Raw genomic sequence first — 20958 nt, 5'->3', positions numbered from 1 at the left:
CGAATTCGGTGTCCGCGCCTTGCGGCGGCAGCGACCCGGCCATGCAGCATGGAATACTTCGCCGGCGTCGCCTTGAAGCTGCTGTCGCTGTGCCAGAGCTGATTGCCCAGGTTGAACATACGCCGCCGGTCATCCGCCGCCAGCAGGTCGCCGCTGACGTCGATATTGGAGATGTCGGCCATGCGGCTGTGCTTCAGCCGGTGCTTGTGCGCGTCCACCGTGGCACGGGCTTCCTCCAGCGGGCCAAGCGCCTCGCCGAAGGCCATCTGCTGGTCATCGTCCAGCCGCTGGTCGCGGAAGACCAGCACGGCATAGTGGTCCATGGCGCGGTCGATCTCGGCGCAGATCTCCGGCCCCGGCCTGGTGCGGAGGTCGAGGCCCGCCGACCTCGGCGGCAAACAGCGGATGCAAGGGCGTGAGTTGCAGGGCCATCGGCATCTCCTCCGGCGTGATATATCAGGCTGCATCTTAGGCTCCGGGGCGCGGCCGCGGTCAAGCGGCCGTGCCCGGAAAATGCCTGTCCGCTGTTGCGGTAATAGCGCCGCGCCCGCCGCTCCGCGTCGCGTGCCGCATCCGCCGGCGTCGCTTGGCCACTGGCCACCGCGGCGCACATCTGCACCAGCACGTAATCGGCGGCGACGGCGCCGGAGGCCTGGCTGATCGGGCCTTTGTAGCCGGACCAGAACTTGCTCTCCATCGTCTCGCGGAACAGCGTCAGCTTGGGGTCGCTGGTCCAGACCGTGCTCGCATTGTAGGCGCGCAGCGGATGCGCCCAATAACCGAGCGAGCCCTGCATCCAGGGGTCGTACTGCTCGCTCTCCAGCATGAAGGCGAGAAAAGCCTTGGCGGCGTTCGGGTAGCGTGTGTGGCGGAACACCATGGCGTTCATCACCGTCGCGGTGTGCGGCGAGGCCGTGGCCTTGCCCTTCGGCACCAGCGTGTGCTGCGTGTCCTCGGCGATGGCCGCAGTCTTCGGGTCGTTCTTCAGCGCGAAGTAGAGCGAGACGCCGTTGAAGGTCAGGTAGATCTCCTGCGCCGCATAGGCCCGGTTGTTGGAAGGGTCGAGCCAGGAGAGCGTGCCGGGCGCGAACGCCTGGTAGAGTTCCTGCAGGTATTTCAGCGCCTCGACTGTCTGCGGGCTGTTGATCGAGACCTTGCCTTCCTCGTCAACCAGGGAGGCATTGTGTGACCAGAGCAGCCATTGCGCGAAGCCGTTGCCGTCGCCGACCGCATTGCCGAGGGCGAAGCCCACCGGCTTGTTGTTCCGCTTCATCGCCAGGCAGAGCTTGAGGAAGCCTTCGTGGTCGTCCGGCACGCCGTCGAAGCCGGCCTCCTTCACCGCGGAGATGCGCCAGCAGCATGGGCCGATATTGCCGCCGAGGGGGATGCCGATCCATTTGCCGGTGCCGTGCTGCCGACCGTACTTCTCGGACAGCGACATCCAGCCGCCATAGCGCTTGCCGAGGTAGTCGGCGACGTCGGCCAGCTCGACCACCTTATCGGCATAGATATGCGGGTCGTCGGACCAGCCGATGACGATGTCCGGCCCTGTGCCGGTATTGGCGACGACTGCGGTTTGCGGCCGGATATCCTCCCAGCCGACGAAGTCGATGCGCACGGGGATGTTGAAGCGGTCCTGGAAGCGCTGCGCATTGGCGCGGAACACCACTTCATCCGGCTCGACGAAGCGGGCCGGGCGGATGACGCGGAGCGAGGCGCCGGCTTCCGGCCTGGCGCTCATCGGCCCGCCCTCGGTACGCGGGATGCCGCCGGGTTGCGCGGTTTGCGCTAGGCCGGGGCCGGCCAGCGCCGCGGCGCCGATCGCCAGTGCCGAACGGCGGGTGATGTCCTGCATTGCCTAGTTCCTCCCTGATGCCTAGTTGGCCGCATCCGGTCGGGGCGCGCTGCGGCAGCGGAAGGATGCGGGGCCGCCTTGCCGAGCATCGACGCATTTCGGCCCTCCTCGCCGATTGGTGATGGGCGGCGGCTGAGGCACGGACTCTCCCGGATTTCCTGTCGTAACCGGTCGCAAGGGGCCGCCTGGAACCCCACCCGGACCGCTGCAACCGACGCCGTAGCGGAACCGGCTGGGGTGCCTCGCGCTTCCCCTTCCGCAACGTCGTTCCCGCTCTCCCCCACCCCCTCCAGGGAGCTCGGCCCCATGCGACCCTCGGATTCTCCGCGCCGCTTCTCCGCGGCGCGGCAAGCTTGTGCGCGCCCTTGTCATCGCAACGGCGCTGTTGACCCCGCCCTGCATGGCGCCGGAGGCCGCGGCTGCGCGTGCCGGAAAGGTGCAGCCGGGGCAGCATGCCCAGGCCGGCAAGCCGCAGGCGACGCGCAGCGCATCGCCACGCCGCGCGCAGGTCGCCGCGCGCCCGGCCCGCCAGGCATCGCGCCAAGGCCCGGCGAAGGCGCCGCGTCAGGCGCTGGCCGAGGATATTCCCGGAGTGAGGCGCGTGGTCGTCAACGCTCTCGACGGTGCCATTCGTAGCACCGGCATCGAGCCGACCCTGCTGGCGGCGCTCGCCTGGCAGGAGAGCCGCTTCGACCCGCGGGCGCGCAACGGCCGATCCACCGCGCGCGGGCTGATGCAGTTCACCGAGGCGACCTGGCTGGAGGCGGTGCGCGACCACGGTCCGCAGCACGGGCTGCAATACGAGGCGGCGGTCCTGTCCACCAACCCGGCCAGCGGCAGCATTACCACTCGCCATCCGCGCACCCGCAGCCGCATCCTCGAATTGCGCGACAACCCGCGCTATGCCGCGGCGCTGGCGGCGGCGCGGATCAACCGCGCCCGCATCGCGCTGCAGCAGTCGCTCGGCCGTACGGTGGGACCGGCCGACCTGTACTTCGTCCATCTGCTCGGCCCCGCCGGGCGCAACGGTTTCTCGCCGGGCTGGACCGCACGCCTGGCAAGCCCGCCGTCGATTTCATCGCCGCCGACAGCATGGCGCTGAACCGCGAGGTCTTCGTCGAACGCGGCAGCGGCCGGATGCTGAGCCTCGCCGAGGTGCATGCCTGGGTCGACCGCTCCATCGCCGGGCAACGCACGCTGCACGCGCCGCTCTTTGCCGCGCTCGGCACGCCGCCGGTGGTCGAGGTGGCGGATGCCCGCTGAGCGCGGGCCGGTGCCGCTGGGTGCTGGATGCCGGTTGCGGAGCGGGAGGATCCGGCCATGCCAGGCCGCGTGACCGGTGGCGACGCTGGATGGCGATGCCGGCTCGGCGACCGAGCTGGCGGCGACCCGGTTCCAGTAGGCCCGACGCTGGAGGTGGACGGCGTGGCCAGCGCGACCACCTGGGCGGCCTTGAAGCAGGCGGCCGCCTGAACGCCAAGGCTCTCCCGTGCCCGGGCCAGCGCTTCACGGCCTGGGTGGTTTTGCTCGGCAGGATCGCCGGTCAGTCCGGCCTAATTCCGGCGTCGCGGATCAGCTTGCCCCACATGGCGGTCTCCGTGGAGAGGGTGTGGTGCAGTGCAGCGGCGTCGCCGGTTGTGATGACCACGCCATGCTCGGCCATTTTCGCCCGCAGGTCGGGGTCGCTGGTCGCCGCGGCCAGCGCCGCGCCCAGCCGCGCCAGCACCGGGGCGGGCGTCGCGGCCGGGGCGAAGAGCCCCTGCCAGAAGACCACGTCGAAGCCGGGCAGCGCCTCCGCCACCGGGGGCAGCTCAGGCAGCAGCGCGGCGCGCTCGGCCGAGGAGATGCCGAGGCCGCGCGTCGCGCCGTCGCGCAGGCTCGGCAGTGCTTCCAGCACCGCCTGGAACATCGCCTGGATGCGCCCGGCCCGCAGGTCGAGCAGGGCTGGGGCGCCGCCCTTGTAGGGGACATGCGTCACCTCGATCCCGGCCGCCTGGGCGAAGAGCGCCTGGGCCAGGTGGTTGACCGCGCCGGTGCCACTGCTGCCGAAGTTGAGCTTCCCCGGATTGGCCTTGCACCAGGCGATCAGCTCGGCGGTGTTGCGCGCCGGCATGTCGGGGTGGATGTGCAGGACGAAGGCGGTGCGGAAGACCATGCCGATTGGTGACAGGTCGCGCAGCGGCTCCTTCGGCGTCAGGCTTGGCTGCAGGGCCGGGTTGATCGCCAGGGTCGAGGTGCCCATCAGCAGGGTGTAGCCGTCCGGCCGCGCCTGGGCGACGGCGGTATTGGCCACCGCGGTCGCCGCGCCGGCGCGGTTCTCCACCACGACAGGCACGCCGAGCTTCGCGGCCCATGCGCTCCGCCACCGCGCGGCTGGTGATGTCGGTGACGCCGCCCGGCGCATAGCCGGACAGCACGCTGATCGGACGCGAGGGGAAGGCCTCCTGCGCGCGCGGCGCGATCGGCAGCAGGGCAAGCGGCGCGGCGAGGGTGGCGCGGCGGCGGATCGGCATGGAGGGTTCCCGGGGTTTGCTTGCCCGCAGGCTGGCCGCGCGCGGCGCGGCGATCAAGCCCCCGGTCGGCGCTTCGCCGCCGCGCCCGCCCATGCCATCCTCCGCCGCAAGGAAGAGGAGGAAACGGCGATGCCCGAAGGGTCCATCCAGCGCGACCAGGTCGCGGCGGTGCACACCACGGATGTGCTGGTGCTCGGCGCCGGCTCGGCCGGCTGCGTGATCGCCGCGCGGCTCAGCGAGGACGCGGCGACCCAGGTCGCGCTGATCGAGGCCGGGCCAGCCGCCTGGCGCGACCCCTGGATCCGCATCCCGGCCGGCTTCGCCCGGCTCTATGCCAGCGGCAAGTACGACTGGCGCTTCCATACCGAGGCCGAGCCGGGGCTCGACGGCCGCAGCATCCACTGGCCGCGCGGCAAGGTGGTGGGCGGCTCGGGCGCGGTGAACGGGCTGGTCTTCCTGCGCGGCAGCCCGCGCGATTACGACCGCTGGGCGCAGTCCGGCGCACGCGGCTGGGGCTATGACGACGTGCTGCCCTTCTTCAAGCGGATGGAGACCTGGACCGGCGAGCCCTCCGAGGAGCGCGGCACGGACGGGCCGATCCACAGCTCCGAAGCCCGCCATGTCTCCCCCGGTGCGGCGGCCTTCGTCGCCGCGGCGCGCGCGATGGGCCACCAGCGGGTCAAGGACTTCAACGGCGCTTGGCACGAGGGCGTCGGGCCCATGCCGCTCAACACAAAGGGCGGCCTGCGCAGCCATTCCGGCGACATGTTCCTCAAGCCCGCGCGCAACCGCGCCAACCTGCGGATCATGCCGGAGCGGACCATCCAGCGCCTGGTCTTCGACAGCACTCGCTGCACCGGCGCCATCGTCCGCGGCCCGGCCGGGCTCGAGCGCTGGGAGGCGCGGCGCGAGGTGGTGCTGAGCGCCGGGGCCATCGGCACGCCGCAGGTGCTGATGCTGTCGGGTATCGGCGACGGCGCCCATTTGCAGGAGATGGGCATCGAGACCCGGCTGCACGCGCCGGGCGTCGGGCAGAACCTGCAGGATCATTTCCTGCAGCGCATGCGCTACCGGGTGAAGCCCTGCGGCACGGTGAACGAGTTCTGGCACAACCCGATCGGCAAGCTACGGATGGCGGCGCGCTACGCCTTCGACCGGCGCGGGCCGATGGCGATCGGCGCGGCGGAGGCCAACCTCTTTGCCCGCGTGCTGCCCGGCGCCGAGGAGCCGGACATGCAGTACCTCTTCGTCAATTTCACCGTCACCTCCTACGATCAGGGGCCGGACCGGCATCCTGGCTTCATGTTCAGCGCCTGCCAGTGCCGCCCGGACAGCCGCGGCACCATCACGCTGCGCAGTGCCTCCCCCGACGACAAGCCGGTGATCCGCGCCAACTACTTGGAAGCCGCGCATGACCAGCGGCTGATGGTCGAAGGGGTGAAGTATGCCCGGAAGATCGCGGCGCAGGCCCCGCTCGCGGCGCTGATCGAGGAGGAGCTGACCCCGGGCACGAAGGTCACCTCGGACGAGGAGATCCTGGCGCATATCCGCCGCGACGGCGGCACCGTCTACCACCCCTGCGGCACCGCGCGAATGGGAGAGGACGCGTTGGCGCCGGTCGACAGCCGGCTGCGGCTGAAGGGGTGACCGGGCTCCGCGTGGCGGATGCCAGCGTGATGCCGCTGGTGCCCTCCTCCAACATCCAGCCGGCGGCGCTGATGATCGGTGAGCGGGCCGCAGCCTTCCTGCGGGCGGGGAAATAAGGCGGGCGGCTCGGCAGGCGGCGCGCGGGCCATTAGGCTGCCGCTCGCATGCCCGAGCCTCTCCTTGACGCCGCTTTCCGGCGGCCCCTACTCATCCTCATCGGCGGCGCCGCGGATGGCACGCTGCGCAAGGTCGGCCGCGTCGCCGACCTGGCTGCGCGAGCTGCCGGACGCCGCGACACGCGAGGTGCGCTACTTCCTCCACTGGCAGAAATCCGCCGCCCTCGCTCTGATCGAGGCGCAGCCGCCCGGCCGCCCCATCCGCCTCATCGGCCATAGCTGGGGCGGCAATGCCCGCGGCCCGGATCGCCGCCGCGCTTGGCCGGCAGGGTCGTCCGGTCGAGCTGCTGATCACCATCGACCCTGTCACCCGCGGCATCGGCCCGGACTTCCTCGCCGCGGTGAAGGCGGGCGCCCGGCGCTGGATCAATGCCCGGGCCGGCGGCGCGGAGGGGTTCGACTATTCCGACCTGGTGGCGGCGATCGGCGGCCCCTATGGCGAGGCGCCGCGCGACCCGCAGACCAGCATCTGGTGCTGCCCCACCCGCATGCCGCCTTCGCCGCCATGCTACAGGGCCGGCTGCCTGAGGGGCCGCGGCTGCTGGACCTCGTCCTGGCTCCGGCCTGAATGCCTCCGCCCTTGTCGCCGCCGCCCGGCTTGCCTCATATCGACGGCAAACCAGGGAGGCTTCGAACCATGCTCGGCCTGATGCAGGACCGTCCGCTGCTGATCTCCGCCGTGCTCGAGCACGCGGCGCGCAATCATGGCGGGGCGAAGATCGTCTCCGCCCGGCCAGACGGCACGCTGGTACGCCACACCTGGCCGCAAGTCGCCGCCCGCGCCGCTCGGCTGGCGCATGCGCTGGCCGCCCGTGGCGTGCGCATGGGCGAGCGCATCGCCACGCTGGCCTGGAATGAGCACCGCCACCTGGAAGTCTACTACGGCGTCTCCTCGATGGGGGCGGTGCTGCATACGGTCAATCCGCGGCTTTTCCCCGACCAGATCGCCTTCATCTTGAAGGACGCCGCCGATACCCACCTGTTTGTCGATCCCACCCTGATGCCGGGCGCCGAAGCACTGGCCGACCGGCTGCCGGACACGCTCCGCACCATCCGTCGTCATGGGGACCGAGGCCGACATCCCGAAGGACTGCCCGCTGCGCGGCCGGTTCGAGGTGGTGGCGCAGGAGAGCCTGATCGAGGGGCAGCCGGAGCAGTACGAGTGGCGCCGATCTGGACGAGCGCTCGGCCTCCTCGCTCTGCTATACCTCTGGCACCACGGGCGACCCGAAGGGCGTGCTCTACAGCCACCGCTCCACCGTGCTGCACGCCATGTCGGTGGTCGCGCCGGACGTTTTCAACCTTGCCGCCGTCGACGTGGTGATGCCGGTCGTGCCGATGTTCCACGTGAACGCCTGGGGCGTGCCCTATGCCGCCGCCATGGCGGGCTGCAGCTTGGTGCTGCCGGGGCCGAAGCTCGACCCCGCCTCGCTGTTCCGGCTGATCGAGGAGGAGAGGGTCACCCGCTCGGCCGGCGTGCCGACCATCTGGACAGCGCTGCTGCAATGGCTGCGGGCCGATCCGTCGCGGCGCTTCACCCGGCCGCCGAAGCTCGCGGTCGGCGGCACCGCGTTGCCGACGCCGGTCAATGCCGGCTTCCTGAAGGAATACGGCGTCGAGATCCTGCATGCCTGGGGCATGACGGAATGCAGCCCGGTCGGCACCACCGGCGCCCGCATGCCGCAGACCGCGAACTGGGATGCCGAGCGCTTCGTCGAGTATTGCCGCAAGCAGGGCGAAGCCACTGTTCGGCGTGGAGATCCGGGTGCGGGACGGGGAAGGGAGGGACATCCCGCATGACGGCCCTGGCCTTCGGCGAACTGGAGGTGCGCGGCCCCTGGATCGCCAGCCAGTACTTCAACCGCCCGGGCGACCCAGCCTTCACCGCGGACGGCTGGTTCCGCACCGGCGACGTGGTGACGCTCGACGAATTCGGCTCGATGGAGATCGTCGACCGCGCGAAGGACGTCATCAAGTCGGGCGGCGAGTGGATCAGCTTCATCACGCTGGAGAACGTGATCATGGGCCACCCGGCGGTGCAGCAGGCGGCCGTCATCGGCATTCACCACAGCAAGTGGGACGAGCGGCCGCTGCTGCTGGTGGTGCCGAAGCCGGGCACCAGCCCGACCCAGGCCGACATCCTGGCCTATTACGACGGCAAGGTCGCGCGGTGGTGGATGCCGGACCAGGTGGAATTCGTTGACAGCCTGCCGCTGACGGCGACCGGCAAGCTTTGGAAGGCGGAGCTGAAGCAGAAGTACCGGGATCGCAGCGCGGGGTAGCCGCGCGCCGCGGCGCCGCGCCGGCTGCCGGGCGGCGCGACCCTGCCCGGAGTGCCCGGTTGCAGCGCCTGCCCGGCTGTCCCCGGCCGTGGCCGTGCCCGGCGGGACAAGCGACAGGCCGGCCAAGCGCTGCCGGATGATGCGGTGCCGGGCCGGCCTTGATCGCCGGAAACGATGTCCCTAGCCTCGGTTCAGAGTTCTAACATACCGAGGGGGAAAGCACCTTGCGACTTGCCTCTGTCCTGCTGGCTTCGCTCTCCGTCTTGCTGCCCCTGGCTCCTGCGGAAGCGGACCGATCCGTGCCGGTCCCGGCCCTGGCCTGGGAAGCCTGCCCCCCGCCCCCGCGGGCAGCGCGCCGACAGACGCCTTCCTTTGCGCCACGGCCTTGGTGCCGATGGACCACGCCAAGCCCGGCCATGGGACGTTCAGCCTGGCGGTGATCAGGCATCCGCCCGCGACGGCGCCCGGCGACTCGGCACGCTGTTCTGGAATCCCGGCGGGCCGAGCGACGCGGGCACGCAGTACCTGCCGGCGGCGATCGGCGGCTTCCCCGAGCGGGTGCGGGACCGCTTCGACATCGTCAGCTGGGACCCGCGCGGCATGGGCGGCCGCACCACCCCGGTCGTGCAGTGCTTCGACAGCGCCGAGGCGGAGGCGGCCTTCCTCGACGCCCGGTTGCAGAGCCTGGCCGTCACGCCGGAGGAGCTCGCCGCTGACGCCGCCGCCCGCACCGCGCTGAACGCCGCCTGCATCGCCCGCAACGGCGACCTGCTCGCGCATGTCTCGACCGCCGACAATGCCCGCGACCTCGACCTGCTGCGGCAGGCGGTCGGCGAGGAGCGGATGACCTACTACGGCACCTCCTACGGCACCTTCCTCGGCGCCACCTATGCCAACCTCTTCCCCGACCGGCTGCGCGCGATGGTGCTCGACGGCGCGGTGGCGCCGGCGGCCTGGGCCGGGGATGCGGGCGAGGACCTGTCGCTCAGCACCTTCATCCGGCTCGGCTCGGATCGCGGGTCGCGGGCGACGGTCAGGGCCTTCCTCGACGAATGCGGCAGGGTCGATGCGACGGCCTGCGCCTTTTCCGCCGGCTCGCCGGAGGCCACCCGGTGGAAGTGGCGCGACCTGCTGGAGGCGTGCGCGATCAGGCCTGGTTGTCGAGAGCCAGGCGATCGACGACCGCGACATCACCGTCTATGTCCAGAGCTCGATCTACCTCATCGATCCCTTGCCCGGCTTCGGCCGCTTCCCCGGCTGGGCCGCGGTCGCCGACTTCCTGCAGAAGGCCGCAGAGGCCGGCGAGGCGACCACAGCCGCGGCGCCGCCAGCGGCCTCGGCCGCGGCAGCCGGCGCGGCCGCCCCGGGTGTCTACGTCACCAGCGCCGGGCGGCAGCTCTCGGTGATCTGCGGCGAGAGCCCCAATCCGATGACCGAGGAGGCCGCGTCCGGGCAGGCGCTGCGGAGCTACGCGCGCGCCGGGATCTCGGCCTGGCCCTTTGTCGCCTATTGCGTCGGCTGGACGGCGAGGGCGGCCGATCCCTATCTCGGGCCCTGGGACCGGCGAACCGCCGCGCCGGTGCTGGTGGTCGGCAATACCTTCGACCCGGCGACGGCCTATGCCAGCTCCGCGCGGATGGCGCGGGAGCTGGCGCGCGGACGCCTGCTGACCGTCGACGGCTTCGGCCATACGGAGCTGCTGAACCCGAGCCGCTGCGCCCAGGCCTTCATCGCCGACTACATCATCGAGGGGACGCTGCCGCCGCGGGGCACGCGGTGCGACCAGGACAACAGGCCCTTCCCGGCGCGCTGAGCCAAACCGGCCGCCGCAGCACGATCCTTGCAAGGCCCGGACAGTCCTAGGACCGGAGCCTTGCATGAGACTGCGCCACCTCGCCCTCGCCGCCACGCTCGCCACCCCCTGGCCACCCTGCCGGCCTTCGCCCAGGCGCAGCAGAAGGTGCTGCGCATTGCGATGACTGCCAGCGACGTGCCGACCACCGCCGGCATGCCCAACAACGGCTCCGAGGGGATGCGCTTCCTCGGCTTCCCGGTCTTCGAGCCGCTGGTAGACTGGGACCTGACCCGCGCCGACCGGCCGGCCGATATCCGCCCCGGCCTGGCGGAATCCTGGGCGCAGGATGCCGCCGACCCGCGCAAGTGGCGCTTCACCCTGCGCCAGGGCGTCACCTTCCATGACGGCACCGCCTTCGGCGCCGATGCCGTGGTCTGGAATCTCGACCGCTTCTACCGGAACGACAGCCCGCAATTCGACGCGCCCGGCGCGGCGCTCGCGCGCGGCCGCGTCTCCATCATGTCGGCCTACCGCAAGCTCGACGACCGCACGGTCGAGATCGAGACCTCGCGCCCGATTTCCTACCTGCCTTACCTGCTGACCTGGATTCTCTTCACCTCCCCGCAGAGCTTCGCCGCCGCCGGCAACGATTGGGGCAGGGTGGCCACCGCGGGAGGGGCGGGAACCGGGCCATTCCAGAATCAGCCGCTTCGTCCCGCGCGTCTCGGCCGAACTGGCGCGCAACGACGGCTACTGGAACCCCGACCGCCGGCCGAAGCTCGACCGCATCCTGCTGCTGCCGATGCCGGAGGCGAATACCCGCCTTGCGGCGTTGCGCTCCGGCCAGGTGGACTGGATCGAGGTGCCGCCGCCGGATGCCATCCCCAGCCTCAAGGCGGGCGGCTTCCAGGTGGTGACCAATTCCTACCCGCATGTCTGGCCATGGGTCTTCGCCGCGGGCAAGCCGGGCAGCCCGACGGCCGATGTGCGGGTGCGCCAGGCGCTGAACTACTGCATCGACCGCGACGGCATGCTGGCCCTGCTGAACGGCACGGCGGAGCCGAGCATCGGCTTCTACAAGGCCGACGACCCCTTGTTCGGCAAGCCGGAGAACCGCTACCGGCTGGACGCCGCCAAGGGAAGGCGCTGATCGCCGCCGCCGGCTATGGGCCGCAGAAGCCGCTTAGGATCACCGTCGGCATCTCCACCTCCGGCTCCGGCCAGGTGCTGCCTCTGCCGATGAACGAGTTCCTGCAGCAGAGCCTGAAGGAGAACTGCGGGGTCGAGGTCGGTTTCCAAGTGGTGGAGTGGAACACCCTGCTGGCCGGCCTGCGCGCCACGCCCGATGCGCCGCAATGGCTCGGCGCGGATGCGCTGAACATCAGCCTGGTGTCGTCCGACCCCTCGCAGATGGCCCGCTGGTTTCTGTCCTCCAACGCCACGCCGGTCGGGTCCAATGCCGGCCATTGGAAGGATGCCGAGTTCGACGCCGCCTTCGCATCGGTCGAGACGGAGCGCGATCCGGCGAAGATCGCTGCCGCGCTGACCAGGGCCCATGAACGGCTCGTCGACGGGGCGCCGTGGCTTTACATCGTGCACGACCTAAACCCGCGGGCCATGTCGCGGCGGGTGAGGGGCTTCGTCAGCGCCCAGTCCTGGTACCAGGACCTGACCCGGGTGGACCTGCAATAGGCTTGGGCAGGTTGCCGCAGGGGCGGGCGGGGCGAGGCAGTCCGCCGCCGCCGGGCCGGTCCTCCGCCCTGGCGCAGTCCTTGCTAACTCGGGCGCGTTCCGTTCCGGGAGGATCCTTGATGCGCCTGCTCCACCGCGCCGCGGGCTTCGGCCTTGCCGCGCTGCTTGCCTCCGGCCCGGCGCTCGCGCAGCAGAAGACGCTGCGCATCGCCATGACCGCCGCCGACGTGCCGACCACCACCGGCGCGCCGAACAATGGCTTCGAGGGCGTCCGCTTTCTCGGCTACCCCGCCTTCGAGGGGCTGGTTCTCTGGGACCTGTCGCGCGCCGACCGACCGGCCACGCTGCGCGCCGGCCTCGCCGAGAGCTGGGCGCAGGATCCGGCCGACCCGAAGACCTGGATCTTCAAGCTCCGCGCGGGCGTGAAATCCCATGACGGCACCGACTTCAACGCCGATGCGGTGATCTGGAACCTCGACCGCTACTGGAAGAACGACAGCCCGCAGTTCGAGCCGGCCGGCAGCGGCATCGCGCGCGCCCGCACCCCGATCATGGCAGGCTACAGGAAGCTGGACGACATGACGGTGGCGATCAGCACCACCCGCGTCGCCAGCTACTTCCCCTACATGGCCGTCTATATCCTGATGACGAGCCCGCAGAGCTTCGAGGCGGGGGCGCGACTGGGCCAAGGTGGCCGCCCTACCGCCCGCCGGCACCGGACCCTTCAAGCTGTCCAAGTTCACCCCCGCGTCTCGGCCGAACTGGCGAAGAACGAGGGCTACTGGGATAAGGCGCGCATCCCGAAGCTCGACCGCATTCTATTGCTGCCGATGCCGGAGGCGAATACCCGCCTCGCGGCGCTGCGCTCCGGCCAGGTGGACTGGATCGAGGTGCCGCCGCCGGACGCGATCCCCAGCCTGAAGCAGGCCGGGTTCAGCGTGGTGACCAATTCCTACCCGCATGTCTGGCCCTGGTTCTACCAGACCGGCGGCACGACCACGCCTTTCAAGGATGTGCGGGTGCGCCAGGGGCTGAACTACTGCGTGGATCGCGCCGGGCTGGTCTCCCTGCTGAACGGCACGGCGGAGCCGAGCGTCGGCTGGCTGAAGCCCTCCGACCCCAATTTCGGCAAGCCGGAGAACCGCTACGCCTTTGACCCGGCCAAGGGTAAGGCACTGCTGGCCGCGGCCGGCTTCACGCCGCAGAAGCCGCTGAAGTTCAAGGTGATGATCTCGGCCAGCGGCTCGGGCCAGATGCTGCCGCTGCCGATGAACGAATACATGCAGCAGAACCTGAAGGAGGCCTGCGGGGTCGAGGTCTCCTTCGAGGTGACGGAGTGGAACACCCTGCTGACCGCGATCCGCCAGAGCCCGGACGCGCCGATCCTGAACGGCTCGACCTCCGTCAACCCGTCCTCGCCCTCCTCGGACCCGGCGGTCGCGGCGCGCTACTTCCTGCAGGCCTTCGTGCCGCCCAACGGCTTCAACTGGGGCCAATGGAACGACCCGGCCTTCGAAGAGGCCTTTGCCGCGCTGGAAGTCGCCAAGGACGAGGCGGCCTTCAATGCCGCCTATGCCAAGGCGCATGAGCGGCTGGTGGACAATCCGCCCTGGCTCTACATCGTGCACGACCTGAACCCGCGGGCGATGTCGAAGCGGGTCAAGGGGTTCGTGTCGGCTCAGTCCTGGTTCCAGGACCTCGTGACCGTCGATCTTCAGTAATCTTATACTAATAGCGACATGGTCGCTTTGGTGCCGCGCCCTCCGGTTCGAACGCGCCGGGGGCGTGGGTATTTTCCGGTACATATTTTACCGGTCTTCTCCACAATGTTTTCCACAGATTTTCGTGTACCAACCGCATGCCAGAACTTGTGGCGGGTGCCCGCGTTGGCCTACCGTATCTAGTAGGTGACCACATCTTGTGGGTCGGGCGGCGGGAGCACCACATGGACTGGACGGCTGAAGCGATCGATCGTCTCCGTGCCTTCTGGGCGGAAGGCCATTCGACGGCCGAGATCGGCCGCCGCATGGGCATCTCGAAGAACGCCGTCGTCGGCAAGGCGCATCGCCTGAACCTGCCAGCCCGACCCAGCCCGATCCGCCGCGAGGCCGAAGACGAGGCCGCCCCGCGCCCGGCGCCGCAACCGCGCCGCCCGTCCGGCGCGGTCCCGGCCGCATCCCCTTCTCTGGCCGCCGCGCCGGCGGTGCGGGACGCCGCGCCGCTCCGCCGGTTCGAGGCCTCGGCCCCCGTCGCCGCCCCGGTGGTCACCGCGCCGCCCCCGCAGGCCATGGTCGTGCGACCCTTCCCGCGCGCCTCCGCGCGCAGCTGCTGCTGGCCGCTGGGCGAGCCCGGCACGCCGGATTTCCGCTTCTGCACGGGCAATGCGACGCCGGGTGAAGCCCTATTGCGCCGAACATGCCTCGGTCGCCTATGTCCGCGTGCGCGAGCGGCGAGAGGACGCGGCCTGAGCCGGCCAGGCCATCGCAGCAACGCCCGGCGCGCAATGCGGGGCTTCGCAGCGCGCGTTTGGTGATCTGCCGCACCGCGGCGATGCTGCGGCGATGAACCTCTCCTGTTTTGCGCGATGAACGGCCGGCTTGCCGGCGTCGCGCTGCAGCTCACCGCGCTGGCCGTCTTCGTCTGCATGGACACCCTGCTGAAGCTGCTGACGGCGCATTTCGCCGTGCCGCAGCTGATGTGGGCGCGCTTCTTCTTCAGCCTGGTCGCGGCCGCGGCCTTTTTCCGCCTGGTCACCGGCCGGCTGCCCTGGCGATCGAAGGCGCCGCGGCTGCAGGCCGTCCGCAGCCTGCTGCTGGCTGGCAGCAACCTGATGTTCTCCTCCGCCCTGGTACATCTGCCGCTGACGGATTGCACCGCGATCGGCTTCGCCTCGCCGCTCTTCACCGTGGCGCTGGCCGCGCTCTGGCTGAAGGAAAGAGTGGGGCCGCGCCGCTGGACGGGGGTGGGCATCGGCTTCCTCGGCGTGCTGGTGGCGCTGCGTCCGCCCTTCCTGACCGGCGGTGAGCCGGTGCACTGGGCCGCCATCCTGCCGCTCGGCACCGCGGCGATGTTCGCGGTCTATTCGATCCTGACGCGCAAGCTGGCGGCGATCGACGATCCGCGCACCACCATCCTGCATACCGGCTTCGCCGGTGCGATCGCTGCCAGCCTGGTGCAGCCCTTCGTCTGGACTCCGCCGACCGGGCTGGAATGGGGCATGCTGATCGGGCTCGGCCTGCCTCGGCGGGATCGGGCATGGGCTGCTGGTGTTGGCCTTCGCCCGGGCGCCAGCCAGCCTGCTGGCGCCGATGTCCTATACCCAGCTCATCTGGGCAACAGTCGCCGGGGTCCTGGTCTTCGCAGACTGGCCAGACCTGACGACACCGGCCGGCGCCGCGGTGATCGCCCTTGGCGGGGTGCTGGTGGCCCTGCCCGACCATGGGCCGGATCGGCGCTTGCGCACCTGATGGGGCCTTGCCTTGCCCGCCCCGGTGGTCTAGCCCGTGACTTCCCGGTATTCACATAAGGTCCAAACCCATTCGCGAGGCGAGGCTGCTCCAGGACGCCCGCATGGGCCACCCCCGCGCGGCGCTCGACGCCGATTCGGTGCGGAGGCCTACCGCCGCTGGGCGGGCGTCTATGACGAGGTGTTCGGTTCCGTCTCCGGCCCCGGAAGGCGCCGTGCGGTGGCCGCTGTCAACGGCTTGCCGGGCACGCGGGTGCTTGAGGTTGGCGTCGGTACCGGGCTTGCCTTGCCGCTCTATGACCCGCGCAAGCGCGTGGTCGGGGTAGACCTGTCGCGCGACATGCTGCTGCGGGCGAAGGAACGTGTAAACAACCGGCGGCTGCGCAACGTGGTCGGGCTGGCGGAGATGGATGCCGAATCCATGGCTTTCGCCGATGACAGTTTCGACATTGCGGTGGCGATGTTTACCGCGACCGTGGTGCCTGATGCGCGCCGCCTGGTGCGGGAGATGCGCCGGGTGGTGCGGCCGGGCGGGCAATTGCTGTTCGTCAACCACTTCGCCGCCGAGGGCGGGCTGCGTTGGTGGGCGGAGCGCACCCTGGCGCCGCTGTCCCGGGTGCTCGGCTGGCATCCGGATTTCGCGCTCGGCGACCTGCTGGATGAGCCGCAGATGGCGGCCGAGATCGTGCCCTGCCCGCCATTCGGCCTGTTCACCCTGGTGCGGGTGCCACAGCCGGCCTGACCGCCAAGGCTCCGCTACCTTCCCCGTTGGCAGTTGAGGAGGGCCGGGTCGCCCGGACCTTGATCTTCAGCACCGGCCGCAGCCCCGGTGCGCAGAGCCCCGCAGCCATGGCGACCGGCACCGTCCCGCCACCGGCACCCCAGGCGGCGCCCAGCCGGGCCAGCACCACGCGGCGATGGTAGTTCGCCCCCGTTCCGCGTCCGCCGAATGGTAGTTGGCGATGGCTTCGGCCCAGTTGCCGAAGCGGCCGTGCAGCGACGTCAGGAACAGGATTGCATAGCGGATGTTCGCGTCTGGCCGCAGGCCGGTCGGAACGTCCGGGAAGGCCTCAGGATGGTGCAGCAGGTTGACCTGCATGCAGCCGATATCGATCGAGCGCCGTCCCGCCGCCTGCAGGGTAGCGACTTCGGCCGCGGCGGCAGCGAGCGTCGGCGGGGCGCGGCCCTCGCCCTCGACGTTCAGCGACCAGGGCCAGGGCTCGAACCGGCCGGTGCGGGGATCGCTGCGGCCGCTCTCGACCAGGGCGATGGCCAGCAGCAGGCCAGGCGGAAGGCCGGACCGTGGCTCGGCCGCCAGGATGGCCCGGCGGCAGGCGGTCCAGGGATCCTCCGCCGGGCTGCCCTGGGCGCGTGGCGCCATGGCAAGGCCGACGAGCAGCAGGAGACCAGCGAAGGCAGTGCGCATGCCCGCGGTCTCCGCCCGGCGATGCCGCGGCCTCAACCCGCCACCACGTCCCATAACAGCTTGAGGTTCATCGCCACGATCACCAGCGTGGCCGCCCGGCCGAGCACCAGCTGCCAGGCCGGGGCCGTCAGTGTGCCGAGCCGCGCCCGGTCCGAGGCGAAGAGCATCAGTGGGATCACCGCGAAGGGCAGTTGAAGGCAAAGCACCACCTGCGACAGGATCAGCAGCTGCGCCGTGCCGGAGGTGCCCCAGAACCAAGTGACGACCACCGCAGGCACGATCGCCACCAACCGGGTGACCAGCCGGCGGACCACCGGCGGCAGCCGCAGCCCGAGGAAGCCCTCCATCACCACCTGGCCGGCCAGCGTCGCCGTCACCGTGGCGTTCAGCCCGCAGGCAAGCAGCGCCACGGCGAAGAGCGTCGCCGCGACGGCGGTGCCGACCATCGGCGTCAGCAGCTCGTACGCTTCCTGGATCTCGGCAACCTCGGTCCGGCCACCGGCATGGAAGACCGCGGCAGCGGTGATCAGGATGGCGGAATTGACCAGCAGGGCGAGGCAGAGCGCGGCGGTGCTGTCGATCGAGGCGAAGCGGATTGCTTCCCGCTTCGCCACGCCGCCATCGCCGTAGGCCCGGGACTGCACCACGGCGGTATGGAGGTAAAGGTTGTGCGGCATCACCGTGGCCCCGAGAATGCCGATGGCGATGTAAAGCTGCTGCTGGTTGGTGAGGATCGAGGCACTGGGGATGTAGCCTTCCAGCACCGCGGCCCAGTCCGGCTGCGCCCAGGCCAGCTGGATGGCGAAGCAGCCGAAGACCAGGAAGATCAGCCCGGCCACCAGGGCTTCCAGCCAGCGCACGCCGCGATGCTGCAGCCAGAGGATGAGCAGCGCGTCGAGTGCGGTGAGCAGCACGCCCGCCAGCAGCGGGATGCCGAACAGCGATTGCAGGGCGATGGCGGTGCCGATCAGCTCGGCCAAATCGGTGGCGCAGATCGCGATCTCCGCCAGTGCCCAGAGCGCCAGGTTGACCGGGCGGGGAAGCGATCGCGGCAGAGCTGGGCCAGGTCCCGCCCGGTGGCGATGCCGATCCGGGCGCAGAGCGCCTGCAGCAGCATCGCCATCACCGAGGACAACAGCGCGACGCTGAGCAGGGTGTACCCGAAGGCCGAGCCGCCGGCGAGGGCGGTCGCCCAGTTGCCCGGGTCCATGTAGCCGACCGCGACCAGGTAGCCCGGGCCGATGAAGGCCATCAGCCGGCGCAGCCAGCCCGCGGCGCTTGGGATCAGCACGCTGCGGTGCATCTCCGGGAAGGCTCGGCGTCCCGGCCTGCGGCAAGCCCGCCGCCTCCGCCGGGACGGACGGCGTCGGTGGGTCTGGCCGGGTTAGCATGCGGTGCCGCCTTGCGGCACGACTGAACAGGTCTTCAACTGTTCAGATGATCCTTGTTTTTCAGTGGGTTAACTTCCACGGAGCAGTTGCGCTCCGGACCCTGTCCTGTCAAGGGCCGCTTGTGGTCGGGCTGCCGGGCGCGCAAGTGTGCGGGGCCGGGGAACGGGATGCAGCGACGATGCGCGGACGGGTGAGGATCGGCGACGACCAGGTGGTCGAGTTGGCGGAGATGTTCCGGCTGATGAGCGACCCGACGCGGCTGAAGATCATCCTCGCCTGCCTCGACCATGCGGCGGCGGTGGGGGAGATGGCTGACCGCCTGGGTATTTCCGCTTCGCTGGTCTCGCACCACCTGCGACTGCTGCAGGCGGCACGGCTGCTGCAGGCGGATCGGCGCGGGCGGCAAGTCTTCTACGCGGTGCGAGGACGAGCATATCCGGTCCATGCTGTCGGACATGGTCGACCACGTGGCCGAGGTGGATGCCGAGGCGGATGTAGGCGCCGACGGGGCCGGCTGAAAAATGCCGTGCCCTTGCTACATCCCCGAGGGCGCCTCACTTGTGCGGTGCGATGCCGGGACTTATGGTCCGGCCGCGCCCGTTCCACCCTTGGTGGCACGGCGCGCGGGCCGTCCTGCGGCCCGGCGGAAATGCGATAGGGCGGCGCGTGTCGTCTGCCCGGACGGGAATGGGAAGCGACGTGTGATCGGGCGATTGTTCGCTAAGGCATCGGGGCTCGCATACGCCGGCCTCTTCGTTGCGCTCTCCGTCATCGGATCGGCCTCGGCGCAGACTGCAGCGCCTTCCGGTGGGATTGTCGGCGAGACGCACAGCTCGGTTGGGGCACCGACGCCCTGGGGCATCGGCCTGCAGCCGGCCGCGGGTCCGGTGAAGGAGGCTATCCACGACTTCAACACGCTGGTCCTGTGGATCATCGTGATCATCACCGCCTTCGTCATGGCGCTGCTGGCCGTGGTGGTCTTCAGGTTCCGCAGATCGGTCAATCCGACCCCGTCGCGGACCAGCCACAACACGATGATCGAGATCGCCTGGACGGTGATCCCGGTGCTCATCCTGGTGGTGATCGCCATTCCGTCCTTCCGGCTGATCTACTTCCAGGACCGGGCGCGCGATGCCGACCTGACGATCAACGTTCAGGGGCGCCAGTGGTACTGGCACTATGCCTATCCGGACAACGGCAACTTCGCTTATGACAGCCGGCCCATCCCGACCGAGGACCTGAAGGACGGCCAGTTGCGGAACCTGACGGTCGACGAGCCGCTGGTAATCCCAGTGGGCGCCACCGTGCGCGTGCTGACCACCGGCCAGGACGTGATCCGCCAGCTTCTTCGTCCCCTCGCTCGGCGTGCAGAAGTATACGATCCCAGGCCGGACGTTGGAGACATGGTTCAAGGCCGACCGCGCCGGCACTTTCTACGGCCAGTGCAACCAGATCTGTGGGACCAACCACTGGTTCATGCCGATCCAGGTGCAGGCGATCCCAGCCGCCGAGTTCCAGGCCTGGGTCGAGTCGGCGAAAAGAAATACGCCCCAGGCGGACGGCGGCGAGGCGCCCGGTGGCCGCGCTGCCGGCGCCGGCAACGCAGCAGCTTGCGGCCCTGCCCCGGTAACCCCTGGGCTCGGCTGACCTTAATCTGAGCCTCCTGGCGGGACGGATCCATGGCCACCGCGACTGACCACGCCCATCACGGGCACGACGACCATCACGACCATGCCCCTGGCTTCGTGGCGCGCTGGCTCTTCAGCACGAACCACAAGGACATCGGCACCCTCTATCTGATCTTCTCGGTCTTCGCCGCCGTCATCGGCGTCGCTTTGTCCGTGCGTTGATGCGGATGAGGCTGCAGAACCCCTGGCCTGCAATTCTTCTCGGACGGCCAGACCTGGAACGCCATCGTCAGCGCCCATGGCCTGATTATGGTGTTCTTCGTGGTCATGCCGGCGCTGATCGGCGGCTTCGGCAACTGGTTCGTGCCGATCATGATCGGCGCGCCGGACATGGCCTTCCCGCGCATGAACAACATCAGCTTCATGGCTGCTGGTGCCGGCCTTCATGCTGCTCGGCGCCTCGCTTTTCGTCGGCGAGGGGCGCCGGCGCGGGACTGGACGATCTACACCCCGCTCTCTTCCAACGGGTTCCATCCCAGCGCCCTCGATGGACCTGGCGCCTTCGCGCTGCACTTGGCGGGTGCGTCCTCGATCATGGGCGCGGCCAACTTCATCACCACCATCTTCAACATGCGCGCGCCGGGCATGACCCTGCACAAGATGCCGCTGTTCGTGTGGTCGATGCTGGTGACCGCCTTCCTGCTGCTGCTGGCGGTGCCGGTGCTGGCCGGCGTCATCACCCATGCTTGATCACCGACTGCAACTTTGGCACGGCCTTCTTCAAGCCCGAGGGCGGCGGCGACCCGGTGCTGTTCCAGCACCTGTTCTGGTTCTTCGGCCACCCCGAAGTCTACATCATGATCCTGCCGGGCTTCGGCATCATCAGCCACATCGTCTCGACCTTCAGCCGCAAGCCGGTCTTCGGCTGACCTCGGCATGGCCTGTGCCATGGTCGCCATCGGCGTGGTCGGCTTCGTCGTGTGGGCGCACTCACATGTACACCTCCGGCATGGACGTCGACACGCGCGCCTACTTCATGGCGGCGACGATGGTCATCGCGGTGCCGACGGGCGTGAAGATCTTCTCT

General features: G+C 70.0%; 17 protein-coding genes and 9 pseudogenes. 21 read left to right on the top strand and 5 right to left on the bottom strand.

Annotated elements, in window-relative coordinates; genetic code table 11:
• Positions 1 to 92: 92 nt before the first annotated feature.
• Positions 93 to 323 (bottom strand): annotated as a pseudogene (locus ACQ86J_RS14045) (TauD/TfdA family dioxygenase); the annotation flags it as partial.
• Between the two features lie 452 nt (positions 324 to 775).
• A pseudogene (locus ACQ86J_RS14040) lies at positions 776 to 1741 on the bottom strand (ABC transporter substrate-binding protein); the annotation flags it as partial.
• A gap of 499 nt (positions 1742 to 2240) precedes the next feature.
• Between ACQ86J_RS14040 and ACQ86J_RS14035 the strand changes: the two are divergent.
• Genes ACQ86J_RS14035 through ACQ86J_RS14025 form a run of 3 tightly spaced genes read left to right on the top strand, consistent with a single transcriptional unit; the run spans position 2241 to position 3328 of the window.
• Positions 2241 to 2957 carry a transglycosylase SLT domain-containing protein gene (locus tag ACQ86J_RS14035; RefSeq protein WP_431271578.1) on the top strand — a complete coding sequence of 239 codons (717 nt, stop codon included), beginning with the start codon at positions 2241 to 2243 and terminating at the stop codon, positions 2955 to 2957.
• Entirely contained in the window at positions 2948 to 3118 is a 171-nt protein-coding gene (locus tag ACQ86J_RS14030; RefSeq protein WP_431271577.1) for a hypothetical protein, read from the top strand. The genes ACQ86J_RS14035 and ACQ86J_RS14030 overlap by 10 nt, the downstream gene beginning before the upstream one ends.
• Before the next feature lie 57 nt (positions 3119 to 3175).
• The gene (locus tag ACQ86J_RS14025; RefSeq protein WP_431271576.1) at positions 3176 to 3328 is read left to right on the top strand and encodes a hypothetical protein; all 153 of its coding nucleotides are present in this window, start codon (positions 3176 to 3178) and stop codon (positions 3326 to 3328) included.
• A 70-nt stretch (positions 3329 to 3398) separates the two neighbouring features.
• On the opposite strand, the gene ACQ86J_RS14020 is transcribed toward ACQ86J_RS14025, so the two are convergent.
• Positions 3399 to 4190 (bottom strand): tripartite tricarboxylate transporter substrate-binding protein, encoded by a 792-nt coding sequence (locus ACQ86J_RS14020; RefSeq protein WP_431271575.1) that lies wholly within the window; start codon positions 4188 to 4190, stop codon positions 3399 to 3401.
• Positions 4191 to 4497: 307 nt separating this feature from the next.
• Here ACQ86J_RS14020 and ACQ86J_RS14015 point away from each other — a divergent pair.
• The 13 genes and pseudogenes from ACQ86J_RS14015 to ACQ86J_RS13955 all read left to right on the top strand — a co-directional run bounded on the left by ACQ86J_RS14015 (position 4498) and on the right by ACQ86J_RS13955 (position 16168).
• A pseudogene (locus ACQ86J_RS14015) lies at positions 4498 to 6131 on the top strand (GMC family oxidoreductase).
• A 290-nt stretch (positions 6132 to 6421) separates the two neighbouring features.
• The gene (locus ACQ86J_RS14010) at positions 6422 to 6841 is read left to right on the top strand and encodes a hypothetical protein (RefSeq protein WP_431271574.1); all 420 of its coding nucleotides are present in this window, start codon (positions 6422 to 6424) and stop codon (positions 6839 to 6841) included.
• Positions 6760 to 7164, top strand: a pseudogene (locus ACQ86J_RS14005) (AMP-binding protein); the annotation flags it as partial. The gene ACQ86J_RS14010 and the pseudogene ACQ86J_RS14005, both read left to right, overlap by 82 nt.
• Before the next feature lie 200 nt (positions 7165 to 7364).
• Complete coding sequence (locus ACQ86J_RS14000; protein WP_431272402.1) at positions 7365 to 7991, top strand: AMP-binding protein; 627 nt, start codon at positions 7365 to 7367, stop codon at positions 7989 to 7991.
• Entirely contained in the window at positions 7988 to 8473 is a 486-nt protein-coding gene (locus tag ACQ86J_RS13995; RefSeq protein WP_431271573.1) for an AMP-binding enzyme, read from the top strand. The genes ACQ86J_RS14000 and ACQ86J_RS13995 overlap by 4 nt, the downstream gene beginning before the upstream one ends.
• Before the next feature lie 174 nt (positions 8474 to 8647).
• A pseudogene (locus ACQ86J_RS13990) lies at positions 8648 to 9361 on the top strand (hypothetical protein); the annotation flags it as partial.
• Positions 9362 to 9539: 178 nt separating this feature from the next.
• A complete protein-coding gene (locus ACQ86J_RS13985) occupies positions 9540 to 10286 on the top strand; it encodes an alpha/beta hydrolase (RefSeq protein WP_431271572.1) in 747 nt (248 codons plus the stop codon).
• A 162-nt stretch (positions 10287 to 10448) separates the two neighbouring features.
• Positions 10449 to 10907, top strand: a pseudogene (locus tag ACQ86J_RS13980) (ABC transporter substrate-binding protein); the annotation flags it as partial.
• 10 nt (positions 10908 to 10917) lie between these two features.
• Positions 10918 to 11418 (top strand): ABC transporter substrate-binding protein, encoded by a 501-nt coding sequence (locus ACQ86J_RS13975; RefSeq protein ID WP_431272401.1) that lies wholly within the window; start codon positions 10918 to 10920, stop codon positions 11416 to 11418.
• Positions 11419 to 12079: 661 nt separating this feature from the next.
• Positions 12080 to 13681, top strand: coding sequence for an ABC transporter substrate-binding protein (locus ACQ86J_RS13970; RefSeq protein WP_431271571.1), 1602 nt, complete (start codon positions 12080 to 12082; stop codon positions 13679 to 13681).
• Between the two features lie 224 nt (positions 13682 to 13905).
• Positions 13906 to 14428 (top strand): annotated as a pseudogene (locus tag ACQ86J_RS13965) (GcrA family cell cycle regulator).
• 116 nt (positions 14429 to 14544) lie between these two features.
• On the top strand, positions 14545 to 15486 hold the full coding sequence (locus ACQ86J_RS13960) for a DMT family transporter (RefSeq protein ID WP_431271570.1): 942 nt from the start codon (positions 14545 to 14547) through the stop codon (positions 15484 to 15486).
• A gap of 44 nt (positions 15487 to 15530) precedes the next feature.
• A pseudogene (locus ACQ86J_RS13955) lies at positions 15531 to 16168 on the top strand (class I SAM-dependent methyltransferase).
• A gap of 66 nt (positions 16169 to 16234) precedes the next feature.
• Here the strand turns inward: ACQ86J_RS13955 and ACQ86J_RS13950 are convergent.
• A complete protein-coding gene (locus ACQ86J_RS13950; protein ID WP_431271569.1) occupies positions 16235 to 16852 on the bottom strand; it encodes a hypothetical protein in 618 nt (205 codons plus the stop codon).
• Positions 16853 to 16884: 32 nt separating this feature from the next.
• Positions 16885 to 18062: pseudogene (locus ACQ86J_RS13945) on the bottom strand (Nramp family divalent metal transporter).
• A gap of 179 nt (positions 18063 to 18241) precedes the next feature.
• Between ACQ86J_RS13945 and ACQ86J_RS13940 the strand changes: the two are divergent.
• The 5 genes from ACQ86J_RS13940 (at position 18242) to ACQ86J_RS13920 (ending at position 20800) form a co-directional block, all read left to right on the top strand.
• A complete protein-coding gene (locus ACQ86J_RS13940) occupies positions 18242 to 18901 on the top strand; it encodes a metalloregulator ArsR/SmtB family transcription factor (protein WP_431271568.1) in 660 nt (219 codons plus the stop codon).
• 229 nt (positions 18902 to 19130) lie between these two features.
• Positions 19131 to 19901 (top strand): cytochrome c oxidase subunit II transmembrane domain-containing protein, encoded by a 771-nt coding sequence (locus tag ACQ86J_RS13935; protein ID WP_431271567.1) that lies wholly within the window; start codon positions 19131 to 19133, stop codon positions 19899 to 19901.
• A 21-nt stretch (positions 19902 to 19922) separates the two neighbouring features.
• A complete protein-coding gene (locus ACQ86J_RS13930) occupies positions 19923 to 20093 on the top strand; it encodes a hypothetical protein (protein ID WP_431271566.1) in 171 nt (56 codons plus the stop codon).
• Positions 20094 to 20180: 87 nt separating this feature from the next.
• Positions 20181 to 20621, top strand: a complete 441-nt coding sequence (locus ACQ86J_RS13925) for a cbb3-type cytochrome c oxidase subunit I (protein WP_431271565.1) — start codon at positions 20181 to 20183, stop codon at positions 20619 to 20621.
• On the top strand, positions 20618 to 20800 hold the full coding sequence (locus tag ACQ86J_RS13920; RefSeq protein WP_431271564.1) for a cbb3-type cytochrome c oxidase subunit I: 183 nt from the start codon (positions 20618 to 20620) through the stop codon (positions 20798 to 20800). Before ACQ86J_RS13925 ends, ACQ86J_RS13920 begins: the two co-directional genes overlap by 4 nt.
• The last annotated feature ends 158 nt before the right edge of the window (positions 20801 to 20958 follow it).

The organism is Dankookia sp. P2, from assembly GCF_050632255.1.
Classification (GTDB): Bacteria; Pseudomonadota; Alphaproteobacteria; order Acetobacterales; family Acetobacteraceae; genus Paracraurococcus.
The sequence above is the reverse complement of the archived record's forward strand: the minus strand, read 5'-3'. Positions and strand labels throughout refer to the sequence as shown.